Consider the following 17207-nt stretch of genomic DNA (forward strand, 5'->3'; position numbering starts at 1 on the left):
AATTGACCCATGGTACCCGCGGATAAGCTCGTCCTGCCGTTCCTGGCGCTGCCACGCTCGACCAAACGCGCCCTGGCGCTGATTGTCGATGCCAGCCTCTGCGTTCTGACCGTCTGGTTCGCCTATTGTCTCCGCTTGGATGACTGGGTCATTCTCGAAGGCGTGGAGTGGCTGCCGGCGATCGTTTCGCTCCTCGTTGCCATCCCGATCTTCATCGTCCTTGGCCTCTATCGCGCCATCTTCCGCTATGCCGGCATGTCGGCCTTCATGACCGTCGTCAAGGCGGTGGCGATCTACGCGCTTGCCTTCATGACCATTTTTACCGCGATCAGCGTGCCCGGCGTACCCCGCACGGTCGGCATCTTGCAGCCGTTGCTGCTGTTGATCGCCATCGGCTTGTCGCGCATGTGGACGCGCTACTGGCTCGGCAACGCCTATCAGCGGCTGTTGAACCGCAATCAACTGGCCAAGGTGCTGATCTACGGCGCCGGCTCTTCCGGGCGGCAGCTCGCCGGTGCACTCGCCAACAGCGCCGAACTGAATGTCGTGGGCTATCTCGACGATGACAAGCATCTGCATGGCAGCATCATGGGCGGCCTGCCCATTTATGATCCGGCCGACCTGTCTGCCTTGAGCGTCTCGAGCGAGATCAGCGACGTGCTGCTGGCGCTGCCGAACGCGACGCGCCAGCGCCGCAACGAAATTCTCGAAAGCATGCGCAAGGCGCGCGTCACCGTGCGCACCATGCCCGATCTGACGGCTCTCGCCCAAGGGCGCGTCGCGGTCTCAGACCTGCGCGAACTTGATATCGAAGACCTGCTCGGCCGCAACGTGATCGCGCCCGATCGCACGCTGATCGAGAAAAATATCCGCAGCAAAGTGGTGATGGTCACCGGCGCCGGGGGCTCGATCGGCAGCGAACTCTGCCGTCAGATCCTGAAGAACCGCCCCTCCTGCCTGCTGCTGGTGGAGCAGAATGAATTCGGGCTCTACGCCATTCACGGCGAGCTGGAGAAATCGGCGGCGACGGCTGGCTATGATGATATCCGCATCATTCCATTCCTGGCGTCCATCCGCGATGGCCGACGGCTCAGACAGATCATGGAGGCTTGGCGGCCGAAAACCGTCTATCACGCCGCCGCCTACAAGCATGTGCCGCTCGTCGAATACAATCCCGTCGAAGGCATACGCAACAACGTGCTGGGAACGCTGACGACAGCCGAAGTGGCGCGCGACTGCGGCGTCGAGGATTTCGTCCTGATCAGCACCGACAAGGCCGTGCGTCCGACCAACATCATGGGCGCCAGCAAGCGGTTGGCGGAGATGGTGCTGCAGGCCATGGACGCGGACCGCAAGCCCGGCGTGGGGGGCACGAATTTCGCCATGGTCCGTTTCGGCAACGTGCTGGGTTCATCGGGTTCGGTCGTGCCGCTCTTCCGCCAGCAGATCCGCGATGGCGGTCCGATCACGCTGACGCATCCGGATATCACCCGCTATTTCATGACGATCCCCGAGGCATCGCAGCTCGTCATCCAGGCCGGCGCCATGTCCGGCGGCGGCGACGTCTTCCTGCTCGACATGGGCGAACCAGTGCGCATTGCCGATCTTGCCCGCCGCATGGTGGAATTGTCCGGCCTGACAGTCAGGGACCAGGATGAGCCGGAGGGCGACATCGAGCTGGAGATCACCGGCCTGAGGCCGGGCGAGAAACTCTATGAAGAGCTGCTGATCGGCGACAATCCGCAGGCGACGACCCATCCGCGCATCATGCGGGCCAAGGAAGATTTCCTGCACTGGTCGGAGCTGTCAAAGAGGCTTGCGGCCCTTGAGGCAGCGCTGGATGAAAACGACATCCCGCAGGCAAGAACCCTGCTGCAGAAGCTGGTCTCCGGCTACGCGCCGAGTGGCGAAGTGGTGGACCTCGTTTTCCGCGAGCGCGAGATGGATCTGACCATCGGTCAGCCGGATTTCGGCAGCGTCGCGGGGCTGTAATTTTGAGGCATTCCGGCAAAAGCCGAGCCGCCTTACCGTTCGCCGCCGCCCCCGACAATCGATTGAGGCTTGGCCTTCACGGTATAGGCCCAACGGCGGATCTGGTCGCAGAAGCGGAACCAATGCGCTGTTGCGCGCAATAGAAAATGCCGCTTCACCGCGCGGTAGTGGACGCGCTTGCCGATCGTCGTTTCGGCGCGGAATGGACTGAAATCCGCGACGTTTTCAAGGGTGGCGAAAGTTTCGACCCCTGTCGACCAGCCACGCTCGAGCGCGACATCGTAAGGCAGAAGCATCGGCTTCAGCGCGACCAGCAGCTTCTTCGCGGCCTGCCGGTTGACGATGTAGCATGCCGCCGATCCCTGCGGTCCGTGCATGCAGCGGCCGACAATGTCGCACTCGGCGGTTTCGGATATCGGCTTGAAGCCGACCAGACGATGATTGACGAGCTTCACCAGGCGTGCGCCGCAAACGCTGTCCATGGCGGCGAGCGCACGGGGTATCAATCTATGGTTGAGCTCAACATCATCCTCCATGATGATCGCCATCTTCTCGCCGCTTGCGACAAATTGCTGCAGGGCAAGCAGATGGCTGCGGTAGCAACCATATTCGCCGGCCAGCAATTTACGCCCGTTGTGATAGATGAATTGCCGCGGCTGGAAATCGACGCGGTCGCGTTCCGGAATCGTCTTACCGTCGATAGCGGGAATTCGAGTGACATTTAGCCCGTATTGGGCGGCCTGTCCGCGCAATCTTTCCCAGCGTTCGGGCGAACGGTCGAGGTTGATGACGTAAATGCGAACTTGCGAGGCCGGATTATCGGCGCTGGGTACTTCCGCACATGCGATGATCCGATTGGTCCGCTCCAGAATCACCTTTACTCCCAAAAATAGAAATCCCGACCAAGATAAACTAAAGCGACAGCCCCATTTATATATAACAGGCTTCTCACTTTTCGCAAATTCAGATTGCACGCTTATAGTGTATGCTCAAGTAAAAGCGTTTTCGCTGACGTAATTTGCTGTGAACGAATGTGCGGTTGCAGACATGCCGGTTTCCGAGGTCATTTTCATGCGTCATCTGTTGGCGCTGCATGGGCATCATTATATCTGAGACAGACGGCGTATTGTCATTCGCCTGCATGCCGGAAGGATCCTGAAATCCATGTGGACCAGACCGAAAATCGTCATTGCCGCGTTACTTCTCGCCGGCCTCGTGCCCGTGGCTGCCTTTGCCGACAATCCGCTGCTCCCCAAGCCCTATGTCCGCCCGATCTATCCCTATAAGAACCTTCCGGGGGTGACGGAACCGAAGATGGCTGCTGACGAAAAATTCGAGTGCCGCACGACCACGGTGCGCATACGCGGATTCCACGAGGGCGTCTTCTATCACAACATGCCGCGTCTCGGTTATATCTGCGAACAAAACGGCGTCATCTCCGAAGGCACCGGCAAACCGAACTATCAGTATTGGCAATATAACGGCCCCAACAGATAGGCTCGGCCATTCCTCCAAAATAACTGGCAAGGAGATCGATCCGCTGCGCCCCGCCCCAGAGCGGCAGCGTGTTCTTAAACGTCAATCTGAAAATGAATTTCATCATTTCGAGTATTTTCCCGAAGCGCGTTGACGAATGGGAAAATTTCGCTCAAGCTGACGAAAATAAATTACGCAGCGGGAACGTTACCAGTATGCGAGTGGGGATCATTGGACTCGGATTCCGTCTGGGATATCTGGGGTATGTTTTCAAAGCGATCGATGACAGCTTCGAGATCGCGGGCTATGTGGATCCCGAGCCGGCGGGCCTTCAGGGCCTGACCGAAAACGGCATTTCGGCCGGCAAGGCCTATGCCTCCCCGCAGGAGCTGATCGCCAGTGAAAAGCTCGACCTGCTGATGATTGGTTCGCCGAACCACATGCATCTCGATCATATTCGCCTCGGGCTTGAGGCAGGTCTCAAGATTTTCTGCGAAAAGCCGATCGTCACGAGCATTAGGGACAGTATCGAGCTTGCCCGCCTGATGGCAAAATTCGGCCATGAGCGGCTAATGGTCGGCCTCGTCCTGCGCTATTCGCCGATGTATCGCGATCTGCTCGTCGCGCAGGCCGAAGGAAAGCTCGGTCGCATCGTTTCCATCGAGGCGGCCGAGCATATCGAACCCTACCACGGCGCCTTCTTCATGCGCGACTGGCGCCGCTACGAACATTATTCCGGCAGCTTCATGCTGGAGAAATGCTGCCATGACCTCGATCTCTATAATGGCGTTGTCGGCGCGCGACCGGAGCGGGTCGCAAGCTTTGGCGGGCGCAAGAGCTTCATTCCGGAAAACGACCCGGCAAGGGAGGGCATCAACGATCTCGAGCTTTTCCATCGCAAGCCGAGCGGCTGGATGGGATCGGACAAGGTTTTCGACAGCGATGGCGACATCATCGATTACCAGGTGGCGATCGTCGAATATGCCAACGGCGTCGGCATGAACTTCCACACCAATCTGAACGTGCCGGACCAGTTCCGTCGCTTCGCCATCATGGGCTCGCGCGGCATGGCGGAAGGCGATTTCATTCGCGGCTATTTCAACGTCCACGAGATGCTCACCGGCAACAAGGTGATCGAGAAGACCTATGCGACGCGCACGGTGCTTTCGCAGCACTACGGCGCTGACGAGCAGATGGCGGCCGATATCATCTCGCATGTCAGATCGGGGCAGCATCTGCCGGTCTCGACATTGAATGCGCTCGAAGCGGGCATTCTTGCCTTGTCGATGGACGAGGCTCGCAGGAAGAGAGCCGTCGTCGATCTCCGCCCGATCTGGGACGAGTTCGACGAAGCGCTGCACTCGCGGGCCGCATAGAGGGAGGCGCAAGATGGGTGTTCAACGCAGCACAGTCATCTTCGCCTGGCTCCTGCTTCTTCCGGCCGTTCTCTACGTCGTCGTCATCGTCGCCTATCCGCTGGTCGACACCGTCATCCTGTCCTTCACCGACGCCTCGCTGAAGAAGCTGACAAACTGGGTCGGCTTCGAAAATTATGCGAAGATTTTCAACGAAACATTTGCCTCGGTGATTGTCCGCACCTTCATCTGGACGTTCTTTTCCGTGTCGATCAAGATGATCATCGGCACCTTCGGGGCGATGATGCTGAATTCGGCGGTTCCAGGCCGCTCGCTTTTTCGGGTACTGACCATGCCTCCCTGGATCGTGCCGATGGCGATCGGCATCTTCATGTGGGGCTGGATGTATAATGGCCAGTTCGGCATGATTTCCGGCCTGCTGCAGCGCTTTGGTCTCGTCGATGGCCCGGTTGCCTTTTTGGCCTTTGGCAGCACGGCCTTCTGGGCGACGATTATAACGGACGTCTGGATCGGCGTGCCGATGGTGACGCTTTATATGCTGGCTGCCATGCAGTCGATTCCGCAGGATCTCTACGAGGCCGCCTGGACGGATGGTGCCGGGCGGTCCTACCGCTTTCGCCGCATCACGCTGCCGCTCCTGGTGCCCTCGCTGGTCACGATGTCGATGCTGTCGCTGATTTCGACGTTCAACTCCTTCGACATCATCTGGATCTTGACCCGCGGCGGTCCGAATGGCGAGACGACGACGATGATCATCGATACCTATCGTACGGCGATCGGCTCCTACAAATATGGTGAGGGGGCGGCCCGTGCGGTGCTGATCTGCATCTTCCTGTCGCTCTTCTGCCTCGCTTACTTCCGCCTGACCAGCCGCTTTGCCACGGGGGACAAGCGATGAACCACCCTTCGATGATCAATCGCTACAGATGGTATGAACTTATCGGCATCTATGCCGGTATTCTGCTGTTCCTTACCTTTGTACTAGCGCCCTTCATCGAAGGGTTTCTGGTTTCGCTGAAGCCGCTCAGCCAGCTTTTCTCGTCACCCTACCGTTTCATTCCCGAAAACGGTTCGTTCGCCGCCTATCGGACCATGTGGACCAGTGTGCCGGGCTTCGGCTGGTACATCTTCAACTCGTTCCTGATTTCCGGCACGATTACCATCATCGTGCTGATCCTGGTGGTGCCGGCTGCCTATGCCTTCGCGCGTTTCGAGTTCAGGGGCTCCGGACTGCTGCTCGGCGCCTTTCTCGCCGTCAAGATGTTCTCCGGTGCGGTCCTGCTGATTCCGCTGTTCCGGCTCATGCGTTCCTTCGGCGTGCTCAACACCTATTTCGCCATGATCGTGCCGGGCGTCGCCTTCATCATCCCAACCGGGATCTGGCTGCTGCACACCTATATGAAGCGCATCCCCCGGGAGCTTGACGAGGCCGCTTATGTCGATGGCGCAAGCCAACTCTACACGCTGCGCCGCGTCATCCTGCCGATCGCGATGCCGGGCATCGTCGTGGTGGCGATTTCCTCCTTCATCGAAGCCTATGCGCAGCAGTTCATCTATGCGCTCACATTCAATTCAAAGACCGAATACATGCCGTTGCCGGTTGGGCTGTTCGCTTATTTCGGCCGGCAAGAGGTTGTCTGGAATGAACTCATGGCTGCAAGCTTCGTCGGCATCGCGCCGGCGCTGGTCGTGATCTTCTTCCTGCAGCGCTATCTCGTCAGCGGTCTGACCGCCGGCGCGGTGAAGCAATAAATCGTCCAAAATCACTAGAGAAGGGGAGCTTAAACGTGACATTCCATTTCAAAACAGGGCTGTTGGCCCTTGCTTTGCTCGGCTCCACTGCGCTTGGGGCCGTGAATGCTCAAGCCGCCGACAAGGAAATTAGCTGGATCTATTGCGGCGACAGCATCGATCCGATCCATGTGAAATATATCAAGCAGTGGGAAGACAAGAATCCCGGCTGGGCGGTCAAGCCGGAAGTCGTCGGCTGGGAGCAGTGCCAGGATAAGGCGACGACGCTCGCCGCAGCCGGTACCCCGGTCGCCATGGCTTATGTCGGCTCGCGCACCCTCAAACAGTTCGCGGAGAACGATCTGATCGTTCCGATCCCGATGACGGACGAGGAGAAGAAGAGCTACTATCCGAATATCGTTGATACCGTCACCTCCGACGGTCAGCAGTGGGGTGTTCCGATCGCCTTCTCGACCAAGGCGCTCTATTGGAACAAGGACCTCTTCAAGCAAGCGGGTCTCGATCCGGAAAAGCCGCCGACCACCTGGGCCGAGGAAATTGCCGATGCCAAGGCGATCAAGGAGAAGACCGGTATCCCCGGCTATGGATTGTCGGCCAAGACGTTCGACAACACCATGCACCAGTTCCTGCACTGGGTTTACACCAACAACGGCAAGGTGATCGACGGCGACAAGATCGTCCTCGACAGCCCGGAAGTGCTGGCCGCCCTTCAAGCCTATAAGGATATCACGCCTTATTCCGTCGAAGGACCGACCGCTTACGAACAGAACGAAGTGCGCGCCATCTTCCTGGACGGCAAAGTCGGCATGATCCAGGCGGGCTCGGGTGCTGCCTATCGCCTGAAGGAGACGAAGATCAACTGGGGCGTCGCACCGCTGCCGCTCGGTCCTTCAGCCAAGGGCCAAGGCACGCTGCTCATCACCGACAGCCTTGCGGTCTTCAAGGGCACCGGCGTCGAGGACAAGGCAATCGAATTCGCCAAGTTCATCACCTCTCCCGGTCCGCAGGGCGAATACGAACTGCAAGGCGGCGCCGGTCTGACGCCTCTGCGTCCTTCGCCCATGGTCGATGAGTTCGAAAAGAAGGATCCTTTCTGGAAGCCGTTCATCGACGGCATCGGCTATGGTGGTCCGGAACCGCTGTTCAAGGACTATAAGGGCTTTCAGAACGTCATGATCGAGATGGTCCAGTCCGTTGTGACCGGCAAGGCCCAGCCGGCGGATGCCTTGAAGAAGGCAGCCGGGGATCTCGAGCAATATAAATAGGCTTGCAAATCGCCGGGCCGCGCGCATCGCGCGCGGCCTTTTGAGCCCCGCCCGCCTGATGGCGGCGCCGCGCGGAGACAGAGTTTGGGAAAGCTTCACCTTAACCAGGTCAGGAAATTCTACGGCCACTTCGAAGTCATCAAAGGCGTCGAGCTTGACGTTATGGATGGCGAGTTCGTCGTTTTCGTCGGCCCCTCCGGTTGCGGCAAGTCGACCCTGCTTCGGATGATCGCCGGCCTCGACGGTGTCACGAGCGGCGACATCGTCATCGATGGCGCGCGCGTCAACGACCTGCCTCCGGTCAAGCGCGGCATCGCCATGGTCTTTCAGTCCTACGCCCTTTATCCGCATATGACGGTGTTCGAGAATATCGCCTTTCCCTTGCGCGTCGAGAAGATGGCGGAAGACAAGCTCAAGGCCAGGGTAGAGCACGCCGCCCGCATATTGCATCTCGATCAACGCCTGCAGCAAAAGCCGGGCATGCTGTCGGGCGGCCAGCGCCAGCGCGTCGCCATCGGCCGGGCGATCGTCCGTGAGCCGAAAATCTTCCTGTTCGACGAGCCGCTGTCGAACCTCGACGCGGCCCTGCGCGCCGATATGCGCATCGAACTTGCCAAGCTGCACCGTCAGTTGCAGGCAACGATGATCTATGTGACCCACGACCAGGTCGAAGCCATGACCATGGCCGACCGGATCGTCGTCCTGAACGCCGGCGAGATCGCGCAGACCGGCGAGCCGCTGGAGCTTTATCATAAGCCGGCAAATAAATTCGTCGCGAGTTTCATCGGTAACCCCAAGATGAATTTCCTGCCCGTGACCTGCAAGAGCGTCACCGAGGCAGGCGTCGAGGTGGAGTACAAAGGCCAGACGGCGCTGCTGCCGGTCGCCCCGCGAGACGGCGTCGTCGGTAAGGAGCTCACGCTTGGCATCAGGCCGGAGCATGTGCAGCTTGGCGGCGGCGATATATCCCTGACAGTCATGCCGACAGTGATCGAGCGGCTGGGGGCACAGACGGTCGCCTATGCGGCGCTGGAGCGTTACAGCGGCGAGAATTTTTGCGCCACGCTGCCGGGAAGCGTCGCCATCCGCACGGATGTGCCGCTGGTCACGGGCATCCGCCTGGCCGACTGCCATCTTTTCGATGAGAACGGCCTGGCTTTCGAGCGCAAGGTGGAGCTGACGGATATCGATATGGAGCTGTTGGGCACACCTTCTTCGTGAAAGCCCTTGGGGCCGCCTCGCACTTCGAGGCCCTGCCAAGTCCGCAAGCGCTCCCGTGTCAGTGCTCCCAGGATGAGGCCGAGCGGTCACCACGCATCAACGCAAAGACGATATATGCAGCCGCGAGGCGCGGAAGGTGAGCCCTCATGGTGAGGTGGCGCGCAGCGCCCTCGAACCACGAGAGCGGGTGGTTGGCACAATCAGCGGCGCCCTACCAGACCAGCCCGCGCGCCGCGACATCCTCGATGCGGGTCACGATGCCGTCGCGGTGAAACACCATGCGGTCGTAAAGGTTGGAGACGACGCAGGTGTGGTTGGGGATGATGCGGATCTTCTCGCCGATCGCCGGCTGAGGCCCGGTGCATTTCGAAAGATCGATCACCCCATGCTCTTCCGAAAGGTTTGTGATGACCGCTTCGGGGTAGCCGACCACGGTGCCGTAGTCCGAAAAGCCGAGGAGATCGGAGGTCAGCGCTTTGGAACCGGCGTCGATGACGGCGCGGTCTGGCGTTGGGCGCGAGACGACGGTCGCGAGGATATGCATGGCGCAATCGTCCTCGCTGCAATGGCCCGCCCGCACCATGGACCGATCGTTGTAGATATAGGTGCCCGCACGGTGCTCAGTGGCCGCCGTCACCAGATGCGCCTCGTAGAGGCTCGGCGAGCCGCCGCTGCTGACGATGGGGCATGCGATGCCATCACGCTTCAGGAGCGAGATGGCCTCGGCCAGAAAAGCCTGTATGGCGGCAGCGCTATTTGGCTTCGGATATGTCATCAGGCCGCCGAAGGTCAGGCCCGGCCTGCCGGCAATATGCCTTGCCAATGCCGCGGCCTCTTCCGGCGACTGCACGCCGCAGCGCCCGCCGCCGGTATCGCACTCCACCAGCACGGTGAGCGGTTTGCGCGTCGCGAAATGGGCTGACAGGCCGTCGACCGTAACCGTGCTGTCGGCGACGACTTTCAGCCCGGAAATGCGATCGTTGAGGTCAGAGAGGCGAGCGCGCTTTTCCGGACCGAGGATGTTGAAGGTGATGAGGATATCTTCGAAGCCGGCATGGGCGAACACCTCGGCCTCGGTGATCTTCTGGCAGTTGATCCCGTTGGCGCCTGCCGCCACCTGGGCGCTCGCCAGCGCGGGGATCTTGTGCGTCTTGATATGCGGCCGGAAGTTCAGCCCATGCGCATCCATATAGGATTGCACGCGGGCGATATTCGCCATCATGCGGTCTTCGTCGATGATCGGGCGTGGCGTCGAAAGATCGTCAATGCGGTCGCCTGGCCTGGGGCTGATGTCCGAGACGATATCCTGCGCCATATCAGGCAGCTCCCTCTTGTAACCCATGCGGGTCGGCAACCATCGGCCATATATCCTTGGGCGCGCGGCGATAGGGCGTGCGCGCCGGATTGTTCGGATAGGGCGTTCCGGCCGAACAGTAAAGGATTTCCGACGCGATCTTGGAGAAGGATGCGAAGAAGTGGTTGGTCGACTTGATCACCAGGATCTTCTTCTGCGTGGGATCGATGCCCATCACCGAGAAAAGGCTCGGATCGAAGCTTTGGGCGCGCGTCGAATTGAGGATGATGTCGATGCCTTCGAATTCAATATGCGCCGCATCGCCGAAGGGCGCCAGGCTTTCGCCGAAGCGCATTTCGGCATTGGCGACCAGACGCACGACCTTGACGACGCCGTCGATCGGATTGCCGGTGCCGGGCGCAGATTTCGCTCCGAAGCGCAGCGGAATTTCCGCACCTTCGCCGGCCGCCATGCAAATCTGCACCGCCATCGGGTCCCAGATCGTGCCGATCGCCGTGTCACAGGCGCCGCGGGTCAGCAATTCTTCGAGGATGACGGTCGCATCGCCCGCCGTGCCGCCGCCGGGATTGTCCCAGACATCGGCGATGACGACCGGACCCGAGCGTGCGGCCCCCGAACTGGCAGCCATGGCCTCGGTCACGGCCTGCTTTTCGTCGATCTGCGGCATCATGAAGGTGCCGCGCTTGGAAAAGAGCTCCAAGCCGAGGTCGCGGGCGAGGGCGGAGCCCTTATCCGGCTTATTATCTGTGACGACCAGCAGTTTCGTACCCATTTCCGGGACGTCGCCGGCCATAAAGCCGTGAATCACGGAGATGGACAGAATATCAGCATCGCTTTTCTCGAGCGCCATGATCTTGTCGACGAAGGAGCGCATCGGCTCGCGCGAGGTCGGAAAGACGTCGATCATACGGCAATCGAAGGCCGACATGACCGGCTGTACGCGGCCCCCCAGCGTATCGACGGCGATGCGCCAGAGGTCTTCGGCGCGATCGACGAAGTCCGTATGCGGGAATTCCTTGAAGTAGACGAAGAAATTTGCCGCTGCGAGACGCTTTTTCGTCAGATGGCTGTGTGGATCAAGTTCGGCGCAGACGAGAATGTCCGGCCCGACGATCTGACGGACCCGCGACAGGAAATCGCCCTCGGGATCCTCGTAGCCGGCGGCAACCATCGCGCCATGCAGGCCGAGCACGACGGCATTGACCGGCATGGCGGCGCGAAGCTGGTCGAGGATTTCGTCACGCAGGCCCTCGTAGGCCGTGCGATTCACAAGGCCGGCCGGGTCGGCCCAGGCGGCCGTGCCCTCGATCAGCTCCCAGCCCCTTTCCGCGGCCACTCGCCGGCCGACTGTGATCGGCGCCGAACAAAGCGTCGGCGTCTCCGGATGCTCGCCCGGCGGCGCATAGAGGGAAGCCTCGAAGGCGCGCCGATCGACGCAGATCGGAGAAAAAGTGTTCGTCTCGGTCGCGAGCACCGCGGTGAAAATGCGCAACGCCGTCGCCTCTATTCCATTGGATTCGGCAGGTAACCGGTAAAGCCGGAAATCTTCCAGCGGCCATTATGCAGACGGCAATAATAAAGCGTCTGCCATTTCAGCACATCGACGTCGCCATCGGCTTTCTTCAGGCTGCCATCGAATTTCTTGCGCACCAGCGCCATATCGCCTTCGATCTCGATGTCTTCCAGCGTAGTCGTCGTAAAGATGGCGGTGCGCGGGTCTTCCGCAAAGGATTGGCCGGCAAAATCGCGCGCTTGCCGCAACCATTCGTCGCGGTAGGCCGCAAGCGTCGGGAAGGTGAGGCGCCATTTGTCGGGACTGACTTCGCGGCGGCCGTCGATGCCGATGAAGCCGTCTTCGACGAAATCGTCCGCCACCTGCGACCAGTCGGCTGCGAGAAAGGCGTCGATATCGCGCGGCACCAGCATCTCCCAGATTGCGTGCCGGGCAGCGTCGTCGGCAGGGAAGGGATTTTTAAAGGGATCGCGCATTGTACCCGCCAATATTGAAATTCTTTTCATAAATTGCGATTTTCACTGGTCAAATTCTGCTTTCTATGGTCATTTGTCAACGTGTCACGAAAATAATTTGCAGGATTGAAAATGACCATCAAGCGTTATGGCGCTGTCCAGACGGGTGCGGGCGGCAAGCCGCTGCCTTTCGCGCGCGCTGTCGAAGCCAATGGCTGGCTCCATGTCTCCGGCCAGGTCGCCATGGAAGATGGTGAGATCATCGATGGCGGCATCGTCGCCCAGACCCATAAGGCGATCGGCAACCTCATCGCCATTCTCCATGAAGCCGGCTATGACCTCGAGCATGTCGTCCGCGTCGGCGTGTGGCTCGATGATCCCCGTGATTTCTGGAGCTTCAACAAGATCTACCAGGACTACTTCGGCGCGCATCCGCCGGCGCGCGCCTGCGTGCAGTCGTCGATGATGGTGGATTGCAAGGTGGAGATCGACTGCATCGCCTACAAGGCGCCGGAAGCGTGAGGTAGGAAGACTGTCAGGGGCTGCATGATCTTGGAAGGGCGCATAGCGGCTTTTGGATAGGATTGTGCATTAAAATGGGGGACGTCTGTGGATATTTTCACGACCATGCAGGAGGAAAGAGGGCGGTTGTCGCAGTCGGAAAACCGCATTGCCGACATCGTCCTCAACGATTTCGAATTTGCGGTCAACGCCTCCATTATCGAGCTTGCCGGCAAGGCGGATGTTTCGCCGCCGACCGTGACGCGCTTCTGCCGTCGGCTCGGCTGCGAGAGCTTTTCCGATTTCAAGGTGCAGCTTGCCCGCACCGCCTATGTCGGCATGCGCTACATCAAGCCGGAGCCGAAGAGCATCGCGCCGGCGGATGTCGCGCAGGACATCATCACCAAGGCGCAGAATGCGCTGTTCCTGCTGCATCGCGGGCTGGATATCCCCGCCATCGAGCAGGCCTCCAACAGGCTTGCCGGCGCCGAGATGATCTACGCCTTCGGCTCCGGCGGCAATTCCTCGATGATCGCCAGCGAGCTGCAGAACAGGCTGTTCCGCCTCGGCCTGCGCGTCACCGCCAGTTCCGATCACAGCATGCAGTTGATGATGGCCGCCGCCGCCAAGCCGACGGACGTGCTGATCGGTTCGTCGCTGTCGGGCCGCAATGCCGAGCTGGTGCGGGCCTTTATGCTCGCCCGCGAAGCCAAGGTGCCGACGATTGCGTTGACGCAGAGCCACAGTCCGGTGGCGCTTGCCGCTGACATCACCGTGCCGGTCGATTTGCCCGAGGGCAACAATATCTATCGCCCGACATCGACGCGCATCGCCTATCTCGCGGTCGTGGATATCCTCGCCAGCCTTGTCGCTTACCGCATCCAGCCGCAAGCGACGGTAACGCTGCGTCGCATCAAGCAACAGCTCGTCACTCATCGCGACGGCGACGACCGCCAGCTTCTCGGGGACTAAAGCGATTCTAATGCATGTCGCGCAAAAGTGTGCGGCGGTTTTGCGAAAACGACATGCAAAAACAAGGAGCTAAAGCGTGGGAGCGAATCTGAAAGATCGCGACGAGCTTTAGGAAAAGTGCGTGAGCCGCTTTCCGTCCGGAATTGCGAAAGAACAGAAACGCAGCAGGGGAGAGATGCATGACCCGATCCGTCGCCATCGTTACCGGAGCTGCCGGCGATATCGGCCGCGCCATTGCCCGGCGTCTCGCGGATGATCACGATATCGTCCTGCTGGTCGATATCGATGCCGCTGCCGTTCGAAAGGCTGCGGAAGAGCTGGGACCGGCGGAACGCTTCATCGCCCTGAAAACCGATGTCACCAGCGAGGCCGACCTTGCCGAAATGGCAAAGGCCGCCGCGGGACTGGGTATGGTCAAGACCCTGGTCAACAATGCGGGAGCGGCCCGCGCCGTCAGCCTGCATGATACGACGCCGGATATCTGGCGCGCCGACAATGCCCTTAATCTCGAAGCCGCCTTCCTCTGTTTCCGCGCCGTCGAGGATATGCTGAAGGCGTCAAAGGGATCGCTGGTCAACATCGCCTCGGTCAACGGCATGGCCGTCTTCGGCCATCCCGCCTATAGCGCCGCCAAGGCTGGTTTGTTGCATTTCACTCGGCTGGTCGCGGTCGAATACGGCAAGTTCGGCATCCGCGCCAATGCGGTCGCGCCGGGCACGGTGCGCACGCAGGCCTGGGAGGCGCGTGCGGCCGCCAATCCCAATGTCTTCGAAGAGGCCCGCCGCTGGTATCCGCTGCAGCGCGTCGTCGATCCGGCCGATGTCGCCAATGCCGTTGCCTTTCTCGCCGGCCCGCTTGCCAGCGCCATCACCGGCGTCTGCCTGCCGGTCGATTGCGGCCTGACGGCGGGGCAGGCCGAGCTGGCGCATACATTTTCACAGTCCGATCATTATTGAACGCTTGTCGTTAAGGAGAGAATAGATATGCAGCCGGCTTCCTATCATCTCGAAAACACCTGGTCCCCCGATGGCGGACCGAACGGCCGCCTGACCTTTACGCTGATCAATCTCTCGGATGCGCCGCTCACCGGTTTCCGCCTCGTCTATACCTCGCTGACGCGCGTCATCGATCCCAAGGCTTGCGACAATGCCGTCTTCCTGCGCCGCAACGCCAATTTCCATGAATTCGCCCCGCCTGCCGGCCTCTCCCTGGCATCGGGCGAAAGCTGGACCTTCAGCGTCAGCGGCCTGAACCGGACAGCGAAACATTGCACCGATGGCGCCAAATCCGCCTATCTGACACTGTCCGACGGCAGCCATGTGCCGGTGTCCGTCACCGATCTCCTGCTTGAAGGTCGCGTCAGCGAGCCGCCGCCGGTGCTGCTGCCGGAAGGCAAGCTCGATCTTCCCTTCGCCATCCAGCCTTGGCCAGCGGCGATCGATGCCAAGCCGGGCGAAAGCTTTCCGGTCGTGCTCTATCCCGTCAAGGGAACCGATGCTGCCAGCCTGAAGGCAGTTGCGACGTCGCTGGCGCTCTTCCAGCGCCTGTTTCCGGCCAATCACGCGCCATTCAGCCTCATAGCCGCGCCGCAGGGCAGGCCCTTGCGCTTCGTCGAGCGGCCGGCTCTCGCCAAGGAAGCTTATCAGCTCACTTTCTCGGCCGAAGAGATCACGCTTGCCTATGGCACTGAGGCCGGGCGTCTCTATGGTTTGACGACCTTGGCGCAGCTTCTGGACGGCGCGCGGCGCGAACCCGGCAAATTCCGCTTTCCGGCCGCCGGCACGATCTCCGACCAGCCGCGTTACGGCTGGCGCGGCTGCCATCTCGATGTCTCCCGGCAATTCCACCCGAAGGAGAATGTGAAGCGGCTGATCGATATCCTCGCCTGGCTGAAGCTCAATATCTTCCATTGGCATTTGACCGACGACGAGGCCTGGCGGCTGGAGATCAAGGCCTATCCGCAGCTAACCTCGACTGGCGTGCTGCGCGGCCCGGACGAACCTCTGCTGCCGCAGCTTGGAAACGGCGCTGAGCCGGTGGACGGCTCCTATTCGCAGGGAGATGTCAGGGAGATCGTCGCTCATGCTCTGGCGCTCGGCGTCGAGGTCGTGCCGGAAATCGATATTCCCGGCCACAGCACAGCCGCCCTCGTCGCCCTGCCGGATCTGGCCGACGGGCAGGAAGCGCCGGAGAGCTATCATTCCGTCCAGGGCTATCCCAACAATGCCCTCAACCCGGCCGTGGAGCCGACCTATGAGTTCCTCGGGAAAGTGTTCGATGAAATGGTCGAGCTGTTTCCCTCCGAATATATCCACATCGGCGGCGACGAAGTGGCCAACGGTTCCTGGCTCGCCTCGCCGCTCGCCCGCAAACTGATGGAGCAGGAAGGCATATCCGGCACGTTCGCGCTGCAATCCTATTTCCTGAAGCGGGTGAAGACGATGCTGACGGCGCGCGGCCGCAAGCTAGCCGGCTGGAACGAAGTCGCCCATGGCGGCGGCGTCGGCACGGAAGGCACGCTGCTGATGGCCTGGGAGAAACCGGAGGTCGGCATCGAGCTTGCGCGCGAAGGCTATGATGTGGTGATGACCCCCGGCCAGGCCTATTACCTCGACATGGTGCAGGCGGAAGCCTGGCAGGAGCCGGGCGCGAGTTGGGCCGGCACCGTACCCCCAGCGCATACCTACGCCTATGAGGCGGAAGGCGAGTTCCCCGAGGAATTGAAGGACCGGATAAAGGGCGTGCAGGCCTGCATCTGGCTCGAAAATTTCCTCTCCCGCGCCTATTTCAACCGCCTCGTCTTCCCCCGGCTGCCGGCCATCGCCGAAGCCGCCTGGACGCCGAAGGCGGGCAAGAATTGGGAGCGCTTCGCCGCGATCGTGCGGCTCAGTCCGGCCCTATAGGCAGATGTCCAGGGTCGTGATTGCCGCAGCCGTGATTGCCTGCATTGCCGGCAGCGCATGGCTATGTCACGAAACTGATAGAATAGATGCAGGATAATGTGGTTCCTTTCGATAGCGACGTCTGTCACCTAGAAGAGGAAACCCCATGAAGAAGATCATTTTGCTCGTGGCATTGGCGCTATCCGCCTCAAGCGCAATGGCAATGTCCCGCTATGACTCCCATCGCATGACCTGTTCGGCTCTTCACGACAAGATTGCCCGAGAGGGCGAAATCGTCCTGCGATACCCCTCGCACAGCGTCAACAATCTGATGATGTACGATCGCTACGTCTCAAACTCGGCGGCCTGCATTAACCGTGGTGCCATGTCGAGCGCCTCAGTGCCAACCTCGGACAATCCGAGCTGCAAGGTTCAGCGCTGTGTCTCGACGACGGGGAAGGGGCATAATCGCAAGTGAGCGATGTAA

At 60.5% G+C, this 17207-nt stretch carries 16 protein-coding genes; 12 read left to right on the top strand and 4 right to left on the bottom strand.

What is annotated here, in order from left to right; translation table 11 throughout:
- Positions 1-9 precede the first annotated feature (9 nt).
- The gene (locus N2601_RS18825) at positions 10-1992 is read left to right on the top strand and encodes a polysaccharide biosynthesis protein (protein WP_104821667.1); all 1983 of its coding nucleotides are present in this window, start codon (positions 10-12) and stop codon (positions 1990-1992) included.
- Positions 1993-2024: 32 nt separating this feature from the next.
- Here the strand turns inward: N2601_RS18825 and N2601_RS18830 are convergent, their stop codons facing one another.
- Positions 2025-2867, bottom strand: coding sequence for a glycosyltransferase family 25 protein (locus N2601_RS18830; protein WP_104821668.1), 843 nt, complete (start codon positions 2865-2867; stop codon positions 2025-2027).
- A gap of 289 nt (positions 2868-3156) precedes the next feature.
- Between N2601_RS18830 and N2601_RS18835 the strand changes: the two genes are divergently transcribed.
- The 6 genes from N2601_RS18835 (at position 3157) to N2601_RS18860 (ending at position 9082) form a co-directional block, all read left to right on the top strand.
- Positions 3157-3489, top strand: coding sequence for a hypothetical protein (locus N2601_RS18835; RefSeq protein ID WP_260303274.1), 333 nt, complete (start codon positions 3157-3159; stop codon positions 3487-3489).
- A 194-nt stretch (positions 3490-3683) separates the two neighbouring features.
- Positions 3684-4844, top strand: coding sequence for a Gfo/Idh/MocA family protein (locus N2601_RS18840; RefSeq protein ID WP_104824949.1), 1161 nt, complete (start codon positions 3684-3686; stop codon positions 4842-4844).
- Between the two features lie 13 nt (positions 4845-4857).
- On the top strand, positions 4858-5742 hold the full coding sequence (locus N2601_RS18845) for a carbohydrate ABC transporter permease (RefSeq protein ID WP_104821669.1): 885 nt from the start codon (positions 4858-4860) through the stop codon (positions 5740-5742).
- A complete protein-coding gene (locus N2601_RS18850; protein WP_104821670.1) occupies positions 5739-6596 on the top strand; it encodes a carbohydrate ABC transporter permease in 858 nt (285 codons plus the stop codon). Before N2601_RS18845 ends, N2601_RS18850 begins: the two co-directional genes overlap by 4 nt.
- Before the next feature lie 35 nt (positions 6597-6631).
- A complete protein-coding gene (locus tag N2601_RS18855) occupies positions 6632-7861 on the top strand; it encodes an ABC transporter substrate-binding protein (protein ID WP_104821671.1) in 1230 nt (409 codons plus the stop codon).
- A gap of 84 nt (positions 7862-7945) precedes the next feature.
- A complete protein-coding gene (locus tag N2601_RS18860; RefSeq protein ID WP_104821672.1) occupies positions 7946-9082 on the top strand; it encodes an ABC transporter ATP-binding protein in 1137 nt (378 codons plus the stop codon).
- Positions 9083-9293: 211 nt separating this feature from the next.
- Here N2601_RS18860 and N2601_RS18865 read toward each other — a convergent pair whose 3' ends face one another.
- From N2601_RS18865 to N2601_RS18875, 3 genes are read right to left on the bottom strand one after another with little or no spacing between them, the layout of a single operon-like run.
- Positions 9294-10397 carry a D-TA family PLP-dependent enzyme gene (locus tag N2601_RS18865; RefSeq protein WP_104821673.1) on the bottom strand — a complete coding sequence of 368 codons (1104 nt, stop codon included), beginning with the start codon at positions 10395-10397 and terminating at the stop codon, positions 9294-9296.
- Between the two features lies 1 nt (position 10398).
- Positions 10399-11889, bottom strand: coding sequence for a M81 family metallopeptidase (locus N2601_RS18870; RefSeq protein ID WP_104821674.1), 1491 nt, complete (start codon positions 11887-11889; stop codon positions 10399-10401).
- An 11-nt stretch (positions 11890-11900) separates the two neighbouring features.
- Positions 11901-12386 (bottom strand): hypothetical protein, encoded by a 486-nt coding sequence (locus tag N2601_RS18875; RefSeq protein WP_104821675.1) that lies wholly within the window; start codon positions 12384-12386, stop codon positions 11901-11903.
- Positions 12387-12497: 111 nt separating this feature from the next.
- On the opposite strand from N2601_RS18875, the gene N2601_RS18880 reads away from it, so the two are divergent.
- From N2601_RS18880 to N2601_RS18900, 5 genes are all read left to right on the top strand, one after another.
- Positions 12498-12887, top strand: a complete 390-nt coding sequence (locus tag N2601_RS18880) for a RidA family protein (protein WP_104821676.1) — start codon at positions 12498-12500, stop codon at positions 12885-12887.
- Positions 12888-12974: 87 nt separating this feature from the next.
- Positions 12975-13838, top strand: coding sequence for a MurR/RpiR family transcriptional regulator (locus N2601_RS18885; protein ID WP_104821677.1), 864 nt, complete (start codon positions 12975-12977; stop codon positions 13836-13838).
- Between the two features lie 179 nt (positions 13839-14017).
- Positions 14018-14794, top strand: coding sequence for an SDR family oxidoreductase (locus N2601_RS18890; protein WP_104821678.1), 777 nt, complete (start codon positions 14018-14020; stop codon positions 14792-14794).
- A 27-nt stretch (positions 14795-14821) separates the two neighbouring features.
- Positions 14822-16741, top strand: coding sequence for a beta-N-acetylhexosaminidase (locus N2601_RS18895; protein ID WP_104821679.1), 1920 nt, complete (start codon positions 14822-14824; stop codon positions 16739-16741).
- A 145-nt stretch (positions 16742-16886) separates the two neighbouring features.
- Positions 16887-17198 (top strand): hypothetical protein, encoded by a 312-nt coding sequence (locus N2601_RS18900; protein ID WP_104821680.1) that lies wholly within the window; start codon positions 16887-16889, stop codon positions 17196-17198.
- The last annotated feature ends 9 nt before the right edge of the window (positions 17199-17207 follow it).

It is taken from the genome of Rhizobium sp. CB3060 (genome assembly GCF_025200735.1).
Classification (GTDB): Bacteria; Pseudomonadota; Alphaproteobacteria; order Rhizobiales; family Rhizobiaceae; genus Rhizobium.